Raw genomic sequence first — 18,960 nt, 5'->3', positions numbered from 1 at the left:
GCTTGGGCCCCCTCCCTGACCCTCCCCCGCAAGCGGGAGAGGGAAAGAACGAAGTGCCTTTCGCCTGATGGGGGATTTAGGCTGCAACCGATCTGAAGAACCGCTCCGTCATCCCGGGCGAAGCGCAGCGGAGACCCGGGACCCATCCAGCCGTGAAAATGATTGGTTCGCACGTCCGGCGGATCAGGCTGAATGGGTCCCCGCTTTCGCGGGGATGACGGCCTGAGTGGGCCGATGGTTCAATCAACAGATGAGGTGCTTCAGCGCGGCGTGGCCGGCATTTCCGCGCCCAGCCATGCCGCGATCCCCTCGGCCGCTGCCACGCCGGTGGCGAAGCTTGCCTGCAGCAGATAGCCGCCGGTGGGCGCTTCCCAGTCGATCATTTCGCCGGCGACGAACACGCCGGGCAGCGCCTTCAGCATCATGTGCTCGTCCAGCGCATCCCATGAGACGCCGCCCGCCGTCGAGATCGCCCGCTCCAGGCCCTCAATGCCGGTCAGGACCAATGGGGCGGCCTTGATCAGGCCGGCGAGGGAGTCCGCGTCGCGCGGCAAGGGCTGGCCTGCGGTTTCGCGCAGCAGGTTGATCGCGACCGGGGGCAGGGCGGCCGCCTTGCGCAGGAGATTGGCGAGCGATTGGCCAGGTTTCTGGGCCGCGATCCGCTGCGCCAGTTCGGCTTGCGAGCGTTGCGGACAGAGATCGATGACGAGGCGCGCCGAGCCCGCGCGCGCGATCGCCTCGCGCAGTGGCGCCGACAGCGCATAGATCGCGCCGCCCTCGATGCCATATTGCGTGATCAGCGCTTCGCCCCGAATGGTCTGTCCCTCGAAGCCGAGCGTGATCGTCTTCAGCGGCGTCCCGGCAAAGCGCTCGCGGAACATGGGCGACCAGGCCGCGCGAAAGCCGACATTAGCCGGCCGCAGCGGCGTGATCGCCACGCCGCGATCGGAGAGGATCGACGCCCATGCGCCGTTCGAGCCAAGGCGCGGCCAGCTCGCGCCGCCCAGAGCCAGCAAGGTCGCACCGGATTTCACGGCGGTCATCTCGCCATCGGGGAGCGCAAAGACGTTGGCGCCATAGGCATCGAAGCCGCGCCAGTCCTGGCGGAGCGCGAATCGGACGCCGACGGTATCCAGCCGGCGCAGCCAGGCGCGGAGGAGGGGAGAGGCCTTGAGCGAGCGCGGAAAGACGCGGCCGCTCGATCCGACAAAGGTCGGCTCGCCGAGCGCCTCGGACCATTGCCGCAACGCCTCAGGCGGAAAGGCTGCGATGAGCGACGCCAGACGCGCGGCGCTCTCGCCATAGCGCGCCAGGAACGTCTCGATCGGCTCGCTATGGGTCAGGTTCAGGCCGCCGCGACCCGCCATGAGCAGCTTGCGCCCGACGGAAGGCATGCGGTCATGGACCGTCACGGCAAAGCCGGCCATGGCCAGCCGCTCGGCGGCGATCAACCCGGCCGGGCCGGCGCCGATGATGGTGACGCTTTTCAGCGCGGGGGGAATATCCGTGTTCATCGCCGCGGTTTGTCGGTCGAAACCGCGGCGACCGCAAGGCCTGCCGGATTATTGCTTGCCGACGAGCTTGTCGGCGAAGAGCGCCGCGCTCTTGGCGTAGACTTCGGCCTTGTTCCACTGCCGCAGCACGTTGAAATTGGCCGAGCCTTCTTCCCAGCTGCCGCCGCGCTGCCAGCCATAGCCCTTGAGATAATTGGCGGTCGAGGCCAGCACGTCGACGGGGCTGTGGCGCAGGTCTGCATGGCCGTCGCCATCGAAATCAACCGCGAAGCGGACATAGGACGAGGCCATGAACTGGGTCTGGCCGATTTCGCCGGCCCAGGCGCCGCGCATGTCGCCGGGCTGCAGGTCGCCGCGCTCGACGATCTTGAGCGCGTCCAGCAGCTGTTCCTGGAAGAAATCCGTGCGGCGGCAATCGAAAGCCAGCGTCGCGAGCGAGCGGAATGTCGACATGTTGCCGCTGCCGGCGCCGAAATCCGTCTCCATGCCCCAGATCGCGATCAGGATCGGGCCGGGAACGCCATAGGCCTTCTCGATGCGAGCGAGCGCATTGGAATATTGCTTCAGGAGCTGCTTGCCGCGCGCTACACGACCGGAAGAGACGACACGCTTCGAATAGACTTCGAAGGGCTGCTTGAAGTGTTTCTGGTTGCGGTCGAGCCGAATGACTTGCGAATCATAAGTCACGCCGTTGAGCGCTGCATTGACCGTGCGCTGCGAGATTCCGCTCGCGACCGCCTCGGCCTTGAAGTCCTGCAGCCAGGCGGGGAACTCGGACGGGTTCTTGCCACAAGTTGCGGCACTCGCTTGGCCGAGCCCTGCAGCGAGGGCCAGGCCGAGCGCAAGAGCCGGAAGGCGGAGTATCGACAGTCTCATGATCAGCCCTTGTCTCTGCGGGAGGCGCGTTTCACTACGCCGGGGGGCGCGTTGCCCGCAAGCCGATCATGACGCCTCAAGTGTTACTGTGAGGTTGAGGCAGACTTCATGTGACATTCTTGTCATGGCCGAAGCCGGCCCGCTTGAGCCGCACGATGGCGAGATCGAGCGCCGACAGGAAGGCGGAGCGGTCACGCGGCGAGAAGGGGCGCGGGCCGCCCGTGATCGCGCCGGCGGAGCGCAGATCTTCCAGGAGATTGCGCGTTGCGAGCGCCATGCCGATCGATGATTCGGTGAAGGCCTTGCCCGTGGGGCCGATGACATCGGCGCCCGTCTTGACGCAGCGATCCGCGAGCGGGACATCTGCGGTGATGACGATGTCGCCGCGCACCGCGCGCTCGGCGATCCAGTCATCGGCGATGTTCATGCCGCCGGGGACCGTGACACGCTCGATCAGTGGATCACGCGGTACCGCAATCGGACTGTTTGCGACAACGAAGACGCGCAGGCGATGGCGCTCGGCAACCTTGTAGACCTCGGCCTTGACCGGGCAGGCATCGGCATCGACGTAGATCTGGATCGGACGGGACATATCGGAACTCTGGAAATGAGAAGGGCCGCCCTCTCGGACGACCCTTCCATTGTCAGATCGCGACCAGACACAAGGCCTGGCAAAGGCCGGTCACGCGGCGCAAATCCCTACAAAAGCAGAGACCTGGACCATTGGACCCGACAGACGCGGCGAACGACAATGAGACACAGGATCACCTCCTTTCGATTGTTGACGACGCACTCAGGATAGGACAATCACACCTGATTCGTAAGGGGGATGCTTAGTCGGCCATGTCGAGCGCCGTGTTGAGTGCCGGCCCGGCCGGTCCATGCTCGACCGACTTCATCTCCGCCACCATGAAATCGAGAAACACGCGCAGCTTCGGTGCAAGGTGGCGGCCCGTTGGGTAGACCGCCTGAACCGGAAATGCGGGAATCGGATAATCGGTCAGGAGCGGCACCAGCCTTCCCGCTGCGATGTCGTCGGACACATCCCAGAAGGTCTTGCGCACGATGCCGAGGCCAGCCAGTGCCGCGGCATGGGCGACCTCGCCATCATTCGTGCTCAGCACGCCGTCGATCCGCACGCTGACGGGATCGTTCGTCGCGCTCATGAAGGTCCACTCCGAGACGGGCGGATCGCCGAAGATGATGCAATCATGCCGGACGAGATCGGCGGGGACGACGGGCGCGCCGCGCGCCGCGATATAGGCCGGTGCGGCGGAGATGACGCGGCAGGTCGGCGCGAGGCGGCGGACCATCAGGCTCGAATCGGCGAGCGCCGCCTGGCGGATCGCCACGTCGATGCCTTCCTTGACCAGGTCGAGCAGCGTGTCGGTCACGATCATCTGGACGCGAATATCGGGATAGAGCGCGTGAAAACGGCCGAGCCGCGGGGCGAGCTGCCGGCGGGCGAAGGCGGCCGAGGCGGTGACACGCAGCAGCCCCGTCGCGTGGCGGCTGCGATTGGCGACCATCTCCTGCGCCTCCTCGATCTCGGCGAGGATGCGCACGCAACGCTCATGGAAGGCGAGGCCTTCCTCGGTGAGGCTGAGGCGGCGCGTGGTGCGATGGATCAGCCGCACGCCCAGCCTGTCTTCCAGCCGCGCCAGCCGCTTGGAGATCACGGCGAGCGACATGGAGAGGCTGCGCGCCGCGCCCGAGAGGCTGCCTTCGGCGACGATGCGCACGAAGACCGTGAAATCCATGATGCTGTCGATATTGTTCATGCGCTGCCGCGTTCATTCTTGCCGAAGATGAAAGAATGGATTGATCGATCGCATTATTATCAACAGCGGGCCAGAGTGCCACTCTCTTCGGATCACGCAGCAAGGAGCGAGACGATGAAGAGCCTGAATGGAAGGAAAGTCCTGGTCGTGGGCGGCAGCTCGGGCATAGGGCTCGCGGCCGCGCGGCATGCGCTGGCCGAGGGCGCAGACGTGACGATCGCCGGTCGTTCCGCCGAGAAGCTGGCCGCCGCCAAAGCGAGCCTCGGCGGCGCCGTCGATGCGCGTTCGCTCGACACGACCGACGCCGCAGCCGTGGCCGCCTTCTTCGAAGCGCTGCCGGCCTTCGACCACATCGTGGTTTCGGCCGCGGCCACCAAGTCGGCACCGATCAAGGCCTTCGACCTCGACGACGCCTATGGCTCGATGCTGTCGAAGTTCTGGGGCGCCTTCCACGTCGCCCGCGCCGCGAAGATCGCGCCGGGCGGCTCGCTGACCCTCGTCTCGGGCTTTCTCAGCATTCGGCCGAAGAAGGGCGCGGTGCTGCAGGGCGCGATCAACGCCGCCGTCGAGGCGCTGGCCAAGGGACTGGCGCTGGAGCTGGCGCCGATCCGCGTCAACGCGGTGTCGCCCGGCTTCGTGGATACGCCGCTCTGGGGCACCAAGACCGAGGCCGAGCACAGCGCGCTGCTGGAGCGGATCGCGGCCGGCTTGCCGGCGGGCGTCGCCGGCACGGGCGACCACATCGCGATCCAGATCGCGGCCTTCATGACCAATCCCTACATCACCGGCAGCGTCGTCTATGTCGATGGCGGCGGCGCGCTGGTCTGACCCGCTCAGCGGATCGCCTTCAGCAGCGCGGCATCCGGGAAACAGGTTGCCGCGCGGCCATTGGCCGTCTGCCATTCGCCGATCGCGATCCGCGTCTTGAAGCCGACCAGCCCGTCGGCCGTGCCGACATCGACGCCGCGCGCTTCCAGCCGCTCCTGCATGCGCCCGACATCCGAGCGCTTGAAGGTGCCGATATCGGCCCAGCTCTGCGCCATCGGACCAGCGCCGCGCATGCGATCGGCGAGGTGGCCGATGAAGAGCGCATAGAGGTCGGACTCGTTGTAGGTCTTCAGGATGTAGAAGTTCTTCGAGACGATGAAGGCTGGACCTAGTCGCCCGGCGGGCATCATGAGATGGCCGATCTGCTTCGGATTGCGGCCTGTGACCGGGCCGCCGCTGACCGTGCGCACGCCCATGGCCTGCCATTCGGCGAGCGGCCGGCCCTTTTCAGGCCCTTCGAGGCTGCAGGAGACGTTGGGCGGCAGCACCACCTCGACGCCCCAGCCGACGCCCGGCTGCCACCCATTCTCCCTGAGATAGTTGGCGATCGAGCCGAGCACGTCCGGCACCGAGTTCCAGATGTCACGCTTGCCGTCGCGGTCGAAGTCGACGGCGGTGGTGAGGTATTTCGAAGGCAGGAACTGCGGCTGTCCGAGCGCCCCGGCCCATGAGCTCTTCATCTCGGACTGGGAAATATGATCGCCCTGGAGGATCTCCAGCGCGGCGAGCAGTTCGCCATAGAAGCTCTGCTTGCGCGCGCCCATGAAGGCTTCGGTCGCGAGCGCCGACAGGGCGGAGTAGGGCAGCTTGGCGGCGCCATAGCCGGATTCGCGACCCCAGATCGCGACCACGATCGAAGCGGGCACGCCATAGGTCTTCTCGATCGCGGCGAGCGTCTTCGACCATTGCTGCATGCGCGCCTGTCCGGCCTTGGCGAGCTGCGCGACCTTGGGCTCGTTGAAATAGCGCGCCGGGCCGGAGAATTCCGCCTGGCGCTGCGGCGCCTCATGCTTCTCGGGCTCGCCGGGCGGGGCGAGGTCGGGCAGCGACCAGTCGAGCTTCAACCCGTCAAAGGCCCGCGTCAGCGTGGCCCTGGAGACACCGCGCCTGGTGGCATCCGCCGCAACGGTCGTTGCAAGCCACTTTTGGAACTGCTGCTCGACGGCGTCGCGCGAGGCCGCGCCGGCGCTGGTCGAGTGCATCAGGAAAACCGCGAGGCAGAGGCTGAAGAGAAGGCGCACGGTGCGGGCTCGCTTATGTCGGAGGCGTCGGATTCGCCCGCGAGCTTGGCGAAGGCGACCGCCCGACGCAACCATTGGCGGGCGATTATCGCTGCATCGAGCGCCCGCGCAGGTTCTCGCCGACCATGCAGTCAATGTCGCTGCGCGTCGGCGCATCGGCGGCGGCCGGGATCAGGCGTGGCCGGGCCTGCGAGATTTCGAGCACCAGCTTGCGGCGGATCGCGATCTCGAATTGCTCGGTCGCGGTGACCGCAATGGTGAAGGCGCCGAAGCCGCCCACTACGCAGCCCTGATAATAGTGGTCTAGATCGGCAATATCGAAGCCGTTGAAGCGGCTCGGCCGCAGCACGATTGGGAGCCCGTTGATGGTGATGCCGCGCGCGACCACGGCATCGCGCGCGACAACCACTGGCCCGCCCATATTGTTGGGGCCGTCGCCCGAGACGTCTATGGTGAGATGCTGGCCGGCAAAGCCATTATGGTCGAACAGCGTCGCCGCATAGGCGAGGCTCGACGAGATCGACGTGCCATAGCGTCCGAACGAGGAGGAGGGCGCGATGCGCGATGCCACGGCATCGGCGCTTTCGGGATCTTCGATCAACATCCAGGGGACGATCACTTCCTGCGCGTCCGGGCCGGACCACTCGAAATAGGTGACCGCGATCCGCCCATAGGGCCCGGACCTGATGGCGTTGATGACCTCCGCATGGCGCAGCGCATTGATATAACCCTGCCGCTGCAGCGCCTGTTCGTCGGGATCCATCGAGCGCGAGACATCGACGGCGAGAACGAGCTCGAGATCGACGGGAATATCGTCGGCCTGCGCCGGGCGTGCGAGCGCGAGGGCAAGCACCAATGTCATCAGCCATGGAGAACATCGCATCATCGACCGCCAGCCTGCTTCGGCCAATCGTCGCGACCAGCGTCGTCTCGACAAAGACCACATGCGCTCCCCAGAGAATGCTAGGGTTGCCGGAGCATTCCTCAAGGCTTGCGGTGCGATTGATTGATCGCAACTGCACAATCGATGTGTTGCGGGAGACGAAACATGGACCAAGAGGCCGTCCGACCCGCCGCATCGGCCAATTCCGCCACCACGCGAACCTTCGTCATGCTGGCGACGATCCTCGCCTCCAGCATGGCCTTCATGGATGGGTCCGTTGTCACGGTGGCCCTGCCGGCGATCCGCTCGGGCCTCGGCGCCGGTTTCGGCGAGGCGCAATGGGCCTCGAATGCCTATACGCTGACGCTCGCCGCCTTCACCCTGCTCGGCGGCGCAGCCGGTGACGCCTTTGGCCTTCGCCGCGTCTTCATGATCGGCATTGCGCTGTTCGGCTTTGCCTCGGCCGCTTGCGGCCTCGCCTGGTCGCCGGAGGCGTTGATCTTCGCCCGCGCCATTCAGGGCGTCGGCGGCGCGCTGATGGTGCCGGGCTCGCTCGCGCTGATCTCGGCGCATTATCCGCCGGAGAGCCGTGGCCGGGCGATCGGCACCTGGGCCGCAGCGTCGTCGATCGCGCCCGCCATCGGCCCGGTCATCGGCGGCGCGCTCGTCGATATCGGCTCGTGGCGCTGGATCTTCCTGATCAACCTGCCGATCGCGATCATCGCCTGGTGGCTCTGCCGCAGCCGCGTGCCGGCCGATCGTGCCCGTGCCGCCGTCGCCATGGACTGGATCGGTGGCGCCTTCGCCGTTGTCGGTCTCGGCCTGCTCGCCTTCGGGCTGACGCGGCTCGGGGAGCCGGCACCGGACGGGACGGCCACGCCCTATGCGCTGATCGCGCTCCTCGGCGCGGCGGTGCTGGCCGGCTTCGTCGTCTGGGAGATGCGCGCCCGCAATCCGATGATGCCGCTCGGCCTCTTTGCCGACCGGACATTCGCAGGCGTCAATATATTGACGCTGCTGCTTTATTTCGCCCTGTCCGGTGCGCTCTTCTTCCTGCCGACGGCGCTCATTCAGGCGCATGGCTATCCGGCGACGCTGGCGGGCTCCGTCTTTCTCCCCTTCGTCATCGTCATGGGCCTGCTGTCGCGTTTTGGCGGCGGTCTTGCCGACAAGATCGGTGTCAGGCCGAGCCTCACCTTCGGGCCGATCCTGACCGGCATCGCCTTCTGCCTGCTGGCGCTCGCCGTGGCCGATGGCGGCTTCTGGCGCGCGATCGTGCCGACGATGCTGCTGATGGGGGCGGGCATGGGCATCACCGTCGCACCGCTCTCGACCGCCGTCATGAATTCGGCGCCTGAGGAGCGCCACGGCGCCGCGTCCGGCATCAACAATGCCGTGGCTCGGGTGGCGAGCCTGCTGGCCGTCGCGAGCCTCGGCATTGCGGTCGGCATCGGATTTCACGTGGTGCTCGGCGACAATGCGGGCGAGGCGGGGCGGCTGGTGCGCACGGCCGGTTTCGGCGGCATGCTCGGCATGATCACGGACGGGACCGACCAGGCCGCCGTCACGGCGCTCTGGTCGAAAGCGACGATCGCCGGCTTTGCCGCCACCTCGCTGATCTGCGGCGCGTTGGCGATCCTCGCCGGCATCGTCGGCTGGATCTTCATCCGGACGCCGGCCAAGGGCTGAGCGAGGGGGGAGGGAACGCGCGGTTCCACTCGTCCCCTCGCTCCGCATCAGGCCGCGCGCACGCCGCTGCGCTCGGCGATCTGCTCCGCCAGTCGGCCCGTCACTTCGGCGAGATGGTCGAAATGGCTCTCATACGAGCCGACCCCCGCTGTCGCTGACCGGAGTTCGACGATCAGCCCGGACATTTCCGCCTCGGGAATGATCGCCTCGACAATGTCCCATCCCGGCCAACCCGGCCGCGCGTCGAAGCCGAGCAACTGTCCGCGGCGCTGCGTCACCATCATGTTGACGCGCGGGCTCGCCTCGGAGGGCACTGTCGCCGTCACCCGCAGCATGGGTTCGAGCATCACCGGTCGGCATCGCTCCAACCCTTCGCGCATTCCGACCTGTGCCGCCGTGCGAAACGCCTGATCGGAGGAATCGACGCTGTGATAGGAGCCGTCGACCAGACGCACCGCCACATCGACGACGGGGAAGCCGAGCGCGCCCTTCCGGAGTACATCGCGAATACCATCCTCGATCGCCGGAATGTAGTTTCGCGGTACCACGCCGCCGGTGATCGCATCCTGGAACAGGAAGCCGGCGCCGCGTTCGGTCGGGCGGATCTCCAGCACGCAATCGCCGAACTGGCCATGGCCGCCGGACTGCTTCTTGTGGCGGCCGCGCACCGAGGTCTCGCCCCGGATCGTCTCCCGATAGGGAATGGCCGGCGGCTTCGTCTCGACGGCGAGGCCGTAGCGTCCGGCGAGGCGTTCGAGCGCGACGCGCAAATGCATCTCGCCCTGGCCGCCGATCCGGATTTCACCCACCTCCTCGTCCTGGCTCACCTGCAAGGTCGGCGTTTCGTCGCCGAGCTTGGCGAGTGCGGTGGAGAGCTTCGCATCATCGCGCCGTTCGATCGGGCTGATGGCGAGCGTGATCACGGGCTCGGGCAAAGCGAGCGGGGCGAGTTGTGGCGGGGCCGCCTTGCCTGTGCCGAGCGTCATGCCCGTGCGGGCGCCATCGACCTTGCCGAGCCCGACGATTTCGCCGGCCATGGCCGGCTCGCGCTTGGCCATCTGCTGCCCGATCACGCGAAGCAGTCCGGATACACGCCCGACGGCTCCATCGGGACCGTTCAGTTCGGCGCCGTCGGAGAGGTTTCCGCGCAGCACGCGGGCGATGGAGAGCTTGCCAGCATGGCCGGTATGGACCGTCTTGATGACCTGCGCGACAGCGTCGGCGCCCGAGGGCAGGCCGAGCCGTTCGGCCGTATCGGCGACGTCGGGCGCCTCGTGGCGGATCGCCTTCAGCAGCCGGCCGACACCGTGGCCGTGCAGCGCCGAGCCGATCATGACCGGGCAGAGCAGGCCGGCGCGCATGTCCGCGACGAGATCGGAAAAGACCCGCTCCCGCGACGGCTGCACGTCTTCCAGCAATTCCTCCATCAGCGCGTCGTCATAATCGGCGAGCCTTTCCAGCATCGCATAGCGGGCCTCCGCCTCGCGCACCCGTTCCGGTCCGCTCAAATCAACGATCTCGCTCGGCGCCTGCTCGCGATAGAGAAACGCGCGTTCGAGCGCGAGGTCGACGAAGCCGGTGACGATATCGTGCTGGCGGATCGGAATGTGGCGCAGCAGCAGCGGCACGCGGCTCGCCGGCTGCAGAAAGGCTAGCGTCTCCTGGACGCCCTTTGCGGTCTTGTCGATCTTGTTGAGGAACAGGATGCGCGGAATGCCGTGATCTTCCAGATGGCGCAGGATCACCTGCAGCGCCGGCACCTTCTTCTCGTCCGCCTCGGCGACGACGATTGCGCAATCGGCGATCGCGAGCGCCGCGTCGCCCTCATGCTGGAATTCCACCGATCCGGGGCAGTCGAGCAGCGCGATGCGCTCGCCCATGAAGCCCGTCTCGGCGACGTTCAGCTCGACGCTCATGTGATGCGACCGCGCCTCGGGCGCGCCATCACCGACCGATGTGCCGTCGTCGACCGAGCCTTGTCGTGCGATGGCGCCGGTGCGCGCCAGCATGGCCTCCATCAGCGTGGTCTTGCCGCTGCCGAGCGGGCCGATCAACGCCACCGTCTTGGGGCCGGTTTTTCTGGGGCCGGCTTGAGCGCCGGCCTCGCCTCCATCCCTGATTGCCATGGCTTCCTCCGTTCATGAAATGTTCTCGGGTCATTATCATGCTGGATGCGCCGGCCGGAGCCGAAGCCCGGCCCGCATGTCATGGTCTCAGGGATTGCCCGTCGTGACAAGCCGGTCCGCCTGCGCCCCCTTCACCTCTTCTTGATAGAGGTGGAGGTGCGAAGAGAAGCAAGCCGGCAACGAAAAAGGCCCGCGCGGGGCGCGGGCCTTTCGATCTTCAGAGCGCCTCGAGGGCGATCAGAGCGTCGGCGTCAGCGTCAGGGCGGCGCCGCCGGCTGCGACGTTCAGGCCGAGCTGGCCGGTGCCGCTGATCGGCTGCAGGGCGATCGCGCCGCCGGTGCCGCCGAACAGGACGTTGGCGCCGAGACCGGCCACGACGGTAGCCTCAGCGGTCGCGCCGAGATAGAGACCGGAGAGAGCGCCACGGTGATAGCCGGCGACCGGGGCGAACACCGCCCAGACCAGCGTGCCCTGGCTGGTGTAGCCGAGGTCGACGCCGAGCTTCTTGATGTTGCCGGTGTACTGCTCGACGCGGCCCTTGCCGGCCGGCTTGAAGGTGCAGCCGACTTCCTTGGCCGAACCGATGACGTAGCCGAGGCCGGCACCGATATCGCACTGGAGAATGCCGACCTTCACGCCGCCGCGCACATCGTCCTCGACGCTGGCATTGACGTCGGCAGCGTGAGCCGCGCCGGCGAAGGCCAGAGCCGCGGCCGTTGCGGCGATCTTGAGCGAGTAATTCTTCATAATCCCGTTTTCCTCTTCTGCTAGCCCCGCGACGCTTTCACCTCGGGAGGGCCGATGGTGAGCGAGCCTGGGTCATGATAACGGATTTCGCGGGCATCGGATGCGCTGCCGCAAAAGTCGTTGTCGTCATGACAAACGAATGGTGCATGTGCAAGTGGCTGTCGTCACACGTGGTAAACTGCCTCTCGATAAGGAAGCTGGCATGATTGATCTTGGCATCCGGGACGTGCGGCCGTGCTGACCGCTTACACGATCGGTCCGAACGGACCGGCAGATCTTCCTGTCGTGTCCGATACGATCGGGCCTGAAGCGAGCTGGGTCGATCTGTTTTCTCCGACGGCGGGGGAGGAGGCGTTGGCCGAGGCTTTCCTCGGCACGGAAATTCCGACACGCGAGGAGACGCAGGAGATCGAGTTCTCCAGCCGCTTCTATGTCGAGGACGGCGTCGTCGTGATGACGGCGAGCCTGCTCTCCGGCGTCGATGATGGCGAGCCGGCCCTGACGCCCTTTTCCTTTGCCATCGGCAAGCGCAAGATCGTGACGCTTCGCTACGCCAATCCGGTCGCATTCCGCCAGTTCATGGCTCGTGCCGCCAAGCCGGACATGGCCTGCACCTCGCCGAACGGCGTCTTCGTCGGCCTGCTCGAAGCCTTCATCGATCGCACCGCCGATGTGCTGGAGCGCATCACGCAGGCGGTCGATAAGCTCAACGGCGAAATCTTCATGCGCCGTGCCAACACACGTCCGAACGGACGGCGGCTCTCCGTGCTGATCAGCGGCATCGGCTTCCAGGGTGATCTCGCCTCGAAGGTGCGGGAGAGCCTCGCTTCGATGGAGCGGCTGATCCAGTTTGCCGCGACGATGGTGCCCGATCCCAATCCGAAGAGCAGCGGTCAGAGCGCGCGGCTGAAGCTCGCCCTGCGCGATACGCGGTCGCTCGAGGATCATGTCAACTTCGTGCTGAACAAGATCACCTTCCTGCTCGATGCGACACTTGGCCTCGTCACCAATGAGCAGAACCAGGTGCTCGGCGTCCTGACGATCGTATCGACCATCCTGCTGCCGCCCATGCTGATCGGCACGATCTACGGCATGAACTTTCGCGACATGCCGGAGCTCAACTGGCAATGGGCCTATCCGGTCGCGCTCGGCGCGATGGTGATCTCGGCGGTGATCCCGTTCGTCTATTTCAAATGGCGCCGCTGGCTCTAATGCTCTTGCTCTGGCGGTTGTTTCGCCGTTGCGACACCGCCGCAGGTAGGCTACGCGTTGATCCCGATCGGGAGCAAGATCGCCCCATTGCTCGCCAATGTGATGCGGCAGCCACAGAGGTTTGAGCTGCTCGGAAGCGGATCGGGCGGCGCCTCGCGGCTCTCTTCGGTGCGATTGTCGCGGGACTGAAGTCCTGGGGGCCAAGCGGCAAGCTTGGTACCCTTTCCAAGGCGAAGACCACATTGGGGAGGGGTTCGTGAAAGCACTTGTCGTGGTTGGCCATCCGGCTGCCGAGAGTTTCAATCACGCGCTGGCGGAAGCGGTCCGGGCGGCTTGGATATCCGTTGGGTGTGATGTCGCCTTTCATGATCTTTACGCAGAGGGCTTTGATCCGCTTCTGACCGCGTCCGAAGCTCGGGGCGCGTCGACTGCGGACGAGACAGTCGCAGCGCATATTGCCGAGCTGCGTGCCTGCGATCTGCTCGCTGTCATTCACCCCAATTGCTGGGGCGCACCGCCGGCAATGATGAAGGGCTGGATCGATCGCGTGTTTGCCGAGGAGGCCGCGTTCACATTCGCCAAAGGTGTGGACGGCGGGGACGAGGCGGTCGGCCTGTTGCGGGCGCGCGGGGCTTTGATCCTGAACACCGGCAATACACCAGCCAAACGCGAGAAGGATCACTTCGGCGACCCGCTCGATCAAATCTGGCGGCGGTGCATTCTCGAATTCTGCGGCGTGAAGCATGTGAACCGCGCGCTATTTGGTGTCGTCGCGACAAGCTCCCGCGACGAGCGACGAGCGTGGCTGGAGCAGGCTGGAAAGATGGCACGGGAAACGTGGGAGCAAGCGTCGTGACGCTCGCGCCTGTTTCGCCCTTGTGACCTTCTCGAGGATTGTTGAGCCTGAAAACGCTCCGAACGCTCAGAGGTAGGGCGTTGCGAGGCGCGCCGCGGCGTCGCGAAGCCGCGTTGTGATCAGCCGCGAGCGGAGCGCCTTGAGCGTGACCTCCTCGGACGTGGCGCATTTGCCGTCGATGATGGCATCGGCCGTCGTGGCGAAGTCCTTGGAATAGGCTTCGACGTTGAACTCGAAATTCAGCCTGAGGCTGCGCGCATCCCAATTGGCACTGCCGAACAGCACCCAGGCGCCATCGACCGTCATGAGCTTGGAATGGTCGAAGGGCGGGGCGGTGCGGCGCACCACGCAGCCGGCCCGCAGCAGCGGCGCCAGCGAGGCGTTCATCGCCCAATCCATGTAGAAATGGTTGGACTGGCCCGGAATGATCAGTTCGACCGTGACGCCGCGCAGCGCCGCCAGGATCAGTTGCGAGTTGATGCGATCGTCCGGCAGGAAATAGGGCGTCAGGATGCGGATGCGGCTCTCGGCGCGGGCGATCGCCGCGGCCATGGTCCACATGAGCTTCTCATTGTCTTCGTCCGGGCCGCTGGCGATGCCGCGCGCCGGTACGGAGCCGGGCGCCTCGACGGCGGGAAACCAGTCGGGGCCGCCGAGCACTTCCTTGGTGGTGAAGGCCCAATCCTCGGCGAATGTCTCCATCAGGTGTGCGACGACCGGACCCTCGATGCGGAAATGCACATCCTGCACCGCCTCCCGGGCCGGGACGGCGATCTGGCGGAACAGGTTGACCGCGGCGATGTTCATGCCGCCGGTGAAGCCGTGCCGTCCGTCGATGACGAGCACCTTCTTGTGGCTCCGCAAATTGACGAAGGACATCTTCCACGGCGCCACTTCATGCATGAAGCGGGCGGCCGGCACGCCGGCGGCGCGCAGCCGCTCATAGGCTGGGCTCCTCACATAGCCGGAGCCGAGCCCGTCGACGAGCACGCGCACCGCGATCCCGCGCCCATGCGCGGCAATCAGCGCGTCGATGATCGGTCCGCCACCTTCGTCATCATGGAAGATGAAACTGCAGAGCGCCACGCTCGTCTGCGCCGCGTCAATGGCGCGGACCATTTCGGGATAGGCGCTGTCGCCATCGACCAGCGGCGTCAGCACGTTGCCGGAGAGGAGGGGGCGTCCGGTGATGCGCAGGCCGAATTTCGCCAGCGGCTCCAGATGCTCGTCATGGCCGTCGCCGATCTGCTCGGCCGGCACGATGAAGCGCGACGGCGGCGCGTCGACATCCTCGCCCGGGCCGGTCAGCTTGATCGCCTTGCGCCGCACGCGATTGACGCCGAACAGGAAATAGAGAAGCGGCCCGATATAGGGCGAGAGCCAGGCGAGGCCGATCCAGCCGATCTGGGAGGGCGGCGTGATCCGCGTTAGCAAGGCGTGCACCGTCACCGCCGAGGCGAGCGCGAAATGCAGCACCGACAGAAATAGCGTGAAATTGCTCGCCGTCATTGCCTGCCCCCATGCAACAAGGCACCCGCGACTGCAATAGACCATGTGAAGGAGTGGATCAAAGCGCCGATCATCCTGCTGTTTTCGCGACTTTCCCTTGCGCGGCCAGCACCAATCGGCTCCCCGCGCGCGGGCCGATGATTAGCAGGCAATCTTTAACAGGCTGAATGTGTCGTGTCGGCCAGAGCCGCAGGATCAGGGCCAGGTGACTGGCGCGCCGTTCACCTCGACGATGTTGCGGTCTGGATCAAGCAGATAAAGCTGCGGGAAGCCTGCCTTGCCATGCCGGTTGACGAAGACCCGTTTCGGATCGCTTTCGGCCGCGTCCTCGCGATAGCCATTGGCAGCGAGGCGCTCCACCACCTTCTCGAAATCGTCGGTGCGAAAGGCGAAATGACCGTCATTCACGTCGATCGCGGCGTTCGATCTATAGGTCCCGGCCGCATTGTGGACGATATGGATCTGCAGGTCGCCACAACCGAGCCATGCGCCGGGAATCGCAAAAGGCGGCCGGGGCAGTCGCTCGAGTTCGAACAGGGTCTGGTAGAACGCCACCGATCGATCGAGGTCCGTCGCGACGATCGAGACATGGTGCAGCATCACGTCGGGCATCGCGGTTCCTCCCAACCAGTCCCAAGCTCTATCAGGATAGAGCCAAGTTGAAGTGATGTCTGCAAGGTTCCGGTGATGCCGCCTCGCGCGTTGGGATTTCACGGCTGGATGGCCCGGACAAGCTTCTCGCCGTGGGGGGCTTTGGCTGCGGCCCCCTCTCCAACTCTCCCCCGCAAGCGGGAGAGAGGGCTCGGCTGAGTACTTCATCCGGACTGCGGCAGGCCGTCGGGCGGCTCCGGTCCATCCCCTCTCCCGCTTGCGGGGGAGGGCTAGGGAGGGGGCCCGCCAGGCGCGGACAGTGCCGGATGATACGACTGTCGATTGCCGCGAAAGCGCTGGGCCGCGGATGCGGCGCCCTCTCCAACTCTCCCTCGCTGCGCGGGAGAGAGGGCCCGGCTGAGCACTTCATCAGGATTGGGGCAGGCCATCGGGCGACTCAGTCCATCCCCTCTCCCGCTTGCGGGGGAGGGCTAGGGAGGGGGCCCGCTGAAGCGCGCCACTTGCTTTTGCAGTCACCGTCACTTGGTTTTGCACCACGCGAAAGCCCCATTTTAGGGGCCGCTAATGATCAATTCAGAGGCCCTTGTTGGGCTCTTGGCCGACACCGAATAAGTCGTCGAGACAGCATCCATCTGGAACCCCTTGAACACGCCCCGCACCATCGGCGTGTCGTTGATGGACAGAATGAAACGGCCGGCGATGGAACGCAATTGGTCGGCGAGCAGCGCGAAGTCGGCAGAGACGAACGCGCCCGCCCCGTAGTCGCCCTCCGAGCCCGCATAGGGCGGGTCGAGATAGAACAGGGTCTCGGGCCGATCATAGCGCCGGATGACGTCGGCATAAGGCAGGCACTCGATCACGACGCCGCTCAACCGCTCATGCACGGCCTCCAGCATGGGCGCCAACGTGGTGACATCGAAACGACCAGGGCGATCCGGGGATACGCCGAAGCTTCGCCCGACGACCTTCCCGCCGAACGCGGTGCGCTGAAGGTAGAGGAAGCGCGCAGCGCGCTCGATATCGGTCAATGTGGTCGGATCGGTCAGGCTCAGGCGTTCGAATTCGCGGCGGCTGGTGAGCTGAAATCGCAGGAAGTCGAGAAACGCCACATAGTGCCGCTGAAGGATGCGGAAGAAGCCGATTACGTCGCCGGAACGATCGTTGATCACCTCGGATCGCGGCGCCCGTGTCCGCCGCAGGAATACGCCACCCATCCCCACGAAGGGCTCGCAATAGGTCAGATGATGGACGCGGTCGATCCGCTCAACCAGCCTGCCGGCCAGATTGCGCTTGCCACCGATATAGCCAGCCAGAGGCCTCGTTGCCTCGACTGTGCGAAACTCACTCGTCTCCATACCTTCGATCGTCCGAATCATGTCACCTCGGCGTGCTGTCGACAGCAGCGGCGGGCGTGACGTTAAGCTTATTGGCGTCGTGCGGGTTTGTGGTTGGCGCCTGATCCCGCAGTCCGGACGGCCCCCGCTTTCCGGGCCGCCCGCTCCTTCAGCCCTAAGCCGCCTCGCTCTACCCGAGGATCGCCGCACGCACTGCTTGGGCAATCAGCACATGGGCAGCGGCAACCCAATGAAGGCCATCGGTATGCACCATGCCGCTGGCGAATTTGCGCCGGTCGCTCGCGTCGCAAATGTAGTCGCGCGCATCGAGCAACACGTCCAGGTGCTGCGAGCCCACGTCCGGCGCGACGGCGGCGCGGAACTGATCCATCAGCCCGCCAGTGTCCCAATTGGCGTCGTAGACGACCTGGTCGGCCGGGGCGAGTGTAGCCGTGGCGGCCGTGACGCGGGTCGCCGGCAGGAGTTGGATGATGCGTTTGACGCCGCCGGCGGCCAACTGCGCGCGGACTTGGCGGGCGTAGTCGCGCATGTTCTCCGGTGTCGACGCAACATCGGAGACGTCATTGGTGCCCAGGCACAGCACGGCCGTGTCGACGTTTTGATAGACCAGCGAACGCAAGGAGGTATTGGTCGCGAATGCCTTGAGCGTCGATCCGCCGATGCCATGCACCACGTTGCCGAGTGGATTGAGGCCGCTGGCGTCGAGCGCGGCCCGCTGCGCAAATCCACGGCCGGCCTTGTCCGTCGTGTTGGCATCGTTGGTCTCGTCCGTCAGGCTGTCCCCCAACGCGACATAGGCGCGGACGCGCCCCGACGTCCTGCCGAAAACCGCCTGTGGCGTCACGCTGTGGGTCGAGACGATGCCGGTTCCAGTTGTGACAGCGCCAGTGCCATAAGCGGTTGGCGCGCCGGAAGTGCCGACCGCATACACGACATTGCCTTCGCCCGGCTGCTGCAGGCGATTGTTGACGGGGTATTTGCTATTGGTCGCCCCGCAATTCGCCTGCGTCCGGATAAAGTACTCCTCCCCGCGCGAGAACTTGGACAATCCAAGAGCCGTCGCCGGAAGATAGTCGGTATCCATGAATTTGTCGGTCGACGTCGGATCGAGCAGCGCGGTCGCGGCGCCCGCAAACAACATCGGCACTGTCAGGCTGCCATCGGCCTTTTCGAGGCCCACTGCCTGTATAGTCACCGCGTTTGTGATCGGTCGCTCGCCCGGATCGGCGGCAAGCTGTATCCAGGCCAGATAGCGAACCTTGATGGCTGCGCAGTCTTCTCCGATGATGATGCGTTCACGCCCGACGGCGATGGACCGGGAGGAGAACACAGTCTGCTCGCCTTGCGCGGTGCGGCCACGGGTCGCGACGATGCGTTCGGCCAACGGCGCCCCGGCCTTATGACGGGCGGGCGTCCCGATCTGGCCGATACGACCGAGCGACACCAGCATCAGATGGTCCTCGCCAGGATCTTCTGACCCTTGGGCACGCGGTAGACGACGAGCGTGTTCGCGGGGAGCGGCGTGACGGCGCCGCCCGCGCCGGTCGCGTTACCCGCGCCGATCAGCATGTCGGCATCGGCGTAGAGCGCCGCGAAAACCGATTGGAATGCGCCGTTTGCGGTGAGGTCCAACGCTGAGATCGTCTCGGCGGCCGTGACCGCCAGCGTCTCGGAGGCGAGCGCCGGCAGGTCGAGCACCGGCTGTGCGCCGCCCTCAATGCCGGCCGAGCC

General features: G+C 65.9%; 17 protein-coding genes. 4 read left to right on the top strand and 13 right to left on the bottom strand.

Annotated features, from left to right (window positions below):
* Positions 1-260: 260 nt before the first annotated feature.
* The 4 genes from QO014_RS10425 to QO014_RS10410 form a co-directional block, all read right to left on the bottom strand.
* Positions 261-1,514: a BaiN/RdsA family NAD(P)/FAD-dependent oxidoreductase gene (locus tag QO014_RS10425; RefSeq protein ID WP_266348647.1), complete on the bottom strand. Its 1,254-nt coding sequence runs from the start codon at positions 1,512-1,514 to the stop codon at positions 261-263.
* 48 nt (positions 1,515-1,562) lie between these two features.
* Entirely contained in the window at positions 1,563-2,390 is an 828-nt protein-coding gene (locus QO014_RS10420) for a lytic murein transglycosylase (protein WP_266348646.1), read from the bottom strand.
* A 106-nt stretch (positions 2,391-2,496) separates the two neighbouring features.
* Positions 2,497-2,982 (bottom strand): YaiI/YqxD family protein, encoded by a 486-nt coding sequence (locus QO014_RS10415; RefSeq protein ID WP_266348645.1) that lies wholly within the window; start codon positions 2,980-2,982, stop codon positions 2,497-2,499.
* 241 nt (positions 2,983-3,223) lie between these two features.
* Entirely contained in the window at positions 3,224-4,171 is a 948-nt protein-coding gene (locus QO014_RS10410) for a LysR family transcriptional regulator (RefSeq protein WP_266348644.1), read from the bottom strand.
* Between the two features lie 114 nt (positions 4,172-4,285).
* Here QO014_RS10410 and QO014_RS10405 point away from each other — a divergent pair, with 114 nt between their 5' ends.
* The gene (locus QO014_RS10405; protein ID WP_266348643.1) at positions 4,286-4,999 is read left to right on the top strand and encodes an SDR family oxidoreductase; all 714 of its coding nucleotides are present in this window, start codon (positions 4,286-4,288) and stop codon (positions 4,997-4,999) included.
* 5 nt (positions 5,000-5,004) lie between these two features.
* Here QO014_RS10405 and QO014_RS10400 read toward each other — a convergent pair whose 3' ends face one another.
* Together QO014_RS10400 and QO014_RS10395 are read right to left on the bottom strand one after the other, a co-directional pair.
* Positions 5,005-6,201, bottom strand: a complete 1,197-nt coding sequence (locus QO014_RS10400) for a lytic murein transglycosylase (protein ID WP_266349296.1) — start codon at positions 6,199-6,201, stop codon at positions 5,005-5,007.
* 124 nt (positions 6,202-6,325) lie between these two features.
* Entirely contained in the window at positions 6,326-7,102 is a 777-nt protein-coding gene (locus tag QO014_RS10395; RefSeq protein WP_266348642.1) for a DUF1194 domain-containing protein, read from the bottom strand.
* Between the two features lie 186 nt (positions 7,103-7,288).
* Here QO014_RS10395 and QO014_RS10390 point away from each other — a divergent pair, with 186 nt between their 5' ends.
* Complete coding sequence (locus QO014_RS10390) at positions 7,289-8,812, top strand: DHA2 family efflux MFS transporter permease subunit (RefSeq protein ID WP_266348641.1); 1,524 nt, start codon at positions 7,289-7,291, stop codon at positions 8,810-8,812.
* Positions 8,813-8,859: 47 nt separating this feature from the next.
* Here QO014_RS10390 and QO014_RS10385 read toward each other — a convergent pair whose 3' ends face one another.
* A complete protein-coding gene (locus QO014_RS10385) occupies positions 8,860-10,938 on the bottom strand; it encodes an elongation factor G (RefSeq protein ID WP_266348640.1) in 2,079 nt (692 codons plus the stop codon).
* Between the two features lie 237 nt (positions 10,939-11,175).
* Positions 11,176-11,685: a DUF992 domain-containing protein gene (locus QO014_RS10380; RefSeq protein ID WP_266348639.1), complete on the bottom strand. Its 510-nt coding sequence runs from the start codon at positions 11,683-11,685 to the stop codon at positions 11,176-11,178.
* A 234-nt stretch (positions 11,686-11,919) separates the two neighbouring features.
* Here QO014_RS10380 and QO014_RS10375 point away from each other — a divergent pair, with 234 nt between their 5' ends.
* A complete protein-coding gene (locus QO014_RS10375; RefSeq protein WP_266348638.1) occupies positions 11,920-12,897 on the top strand; it encodes a magnesium transporter CorA family protein in 978 nt (325 codons plus the stop codon).
* A 256-nt stretch (positions 12,898-13,153) separates the two neighbouring features.
* Entirely contained in the window at positions 13,154-13,753 is a 600-nt protein-coding gene (locus QO014_RS10370; protein ID WP_266348637.1) for an NAD(P)H-dependent oxidoreductase, read from the top strand.
* Positions 13,754-13,819: 66 nt separating this feature from the next.
* Here the strand turns inward: QO014_RS10370 and QO014_RS10365 are convergent, their stop codons facing one another.
* From QO014_RS10365 to QO014_RS10345, 5 genes are all read right to left on the bottom strand, one after another.
* Positions 13,820-15,262 carry a phospholipase D-like domain-containing protein gene (locus QO014_RS10365; protein WP_266348636.1) on the bottom strand — a complete coding sequence of 481 codons (1,443 nt, stop codon included), beginning with the start codon at positions 15,260-15,262 and terminating at the stop codon, positions 13,820-13,822.
* A 195-nt stretch (positions 15,263-15,457) separates the two neighbouring features.
* Positions 15,458-15,874: a VOC family protein gene (locus tag QO014_RS10360; protein ID WP_307257987.1), complete on the bottom strand. Its 417-nt coding sequence runs from the start codon at positions 15,872-15,874 to the stop codon at positions 15,458-15,460.
* 551 nt (positions 15,875-16,425) lie between these two features.
* Positions 16,426-17,229, bottom strand: coding sequence for a DNA adenine methylase (locus QO014_RS10355; protein WP_266349294.1), 804 nt, complete (start codon positions 17,227-17,229; stop codon positions 16,426-16,428).
* 169 nt (positions 17,230-17,398) lie between these two features.
* Positions 17,399-18,679, bottom strand: a complete 1,281-nt coding sequence (locus QO014_RS10350; protein WP_266348635.1) for an SGNH/GDSL hydrolase family protein — start codon at positions 18,677-18,679, stop codon at positions 17,399-17,401.
* Positions 18,679-18,960 (bottom strand): hypothetical protein (locus tag QO014_RS10345; protein WP_266348634.1); only part of this gene is annotated, 282 nt, incomplete at its 5' end. The genes QO014_RS10350 and QO014_RS10345, both read right to left, overlap by 1 nt.

This window comes from Kaistia dalseonensis (assembly GCF_030814715.1).
In the GTDB taxonomy this organism is placed as follows: domain Bacteria; phylum Pseudomonadota; class Alphaproteobacteria; order Rhizobiales; family Kaistiaceae; genus Kaistia; species Kaistia dalseonensis.
The sequence above is the reverse complement of the archived record's forward strand: the minus strand, read 5'-3'. Positions and strand labels throughout refer to the sequence as shown.

Coding starts and splice junctions, on each gene's coding strand:
- QO014_RS10420 (WP_266348646.1), bottom strand. CDS start 2,390: ATGAGACTGTCGATACTCCGCCTTCCGGCTCTTGCGCTCGGCCTGGCC.
- QO014_RS10400 (WP_266349296.1), bottom strand. CDS start 6,201: ATGCACTCGACCAGCGCCGGCGCGGCCTCGCGCGACGCCGTCGAGCAG.
- QO014_RS10350 (WP_266348635.1), bottom strand. CDS start 18,679: ATGCTGGTGTCGCTCGGTCGTATCGGCCAGATCGGGACGCCCGCCCGT.
- QO014_RS10360 (WP_307257987.1), bottom strand. CDS start 15,874: ATGCCCGACGTGATGCTGCACCATGTCTCGATCGTCGCGACGGACCTC.
- QO014_RS10390 (WP_266348641.1), top strand. CDS start 7,289: ATGGACCAAGAGGCCGTCCGACCCGCCGCATCGGCCAATTCCGCCACC.
- QO014_RS10410 (WP_266348644.1), bottom strand. CDS start 4,171: ATGAACAATATCGACAGCATCATGGATTTCACGGTCTTCGTGCGCATC.
- QO014_RS10425 (WP_266348647.1), bottom strand. CDS start 1,514: ATGAACACGGATATTCCCCCCGCGCTGAAAAGCGTCACCATCATCGGC.
- QO014_RS10380 (WP_266348639.1), bottom strand. CDS start 11,685: ATGAAGAATTACTCGCTCAAGATCGCCGCAACGGCCGCGGCTCTGGCC.
- QO014_RS10365 (WP_266348636.1), bottom strand. CDS start 15,262: ATGACGGCGAGCAATTTCACGCTATTTCTGTCGGTGCTGCATTTCGCG.
- QO014_RS10405 (WP_266348643.1), top strand. CDS start 4,286: ATGAAGAGCCTGAATGGAAGGAAAGTCCTGGTCGTGGGCGGCAGCTCG.
- QO014_RS10395 (WP_266348642.1), bottom strand. CDS start 7,102: ATGACATTGGTGCTTGCCCTCGCGCTCGCACGCCCGGCGCAGGCCGAC.
- QO014_RS10415 (WP_266348645.1), bottom strand. CDS start 2,982: ATGTCCCGTCCGATCCAGATCTACGTCGATGCCGATGCCTGCCCGGTC.
- QO014_RS10385 (WP_266348640.1), bottom strand. CDS start 10,938: ATGGCAATCAGGGATGGAGGCGAGGCCGGCGCTCAAGCCGGCCCCAGA.
- QO014_RS10355 (WP_266349294.1), bottom strand. CDS start 17,229: ATGGAGACGAGTGAGTTTCGCACAGTCGAGGCAACGAGGCCTCTGGCT.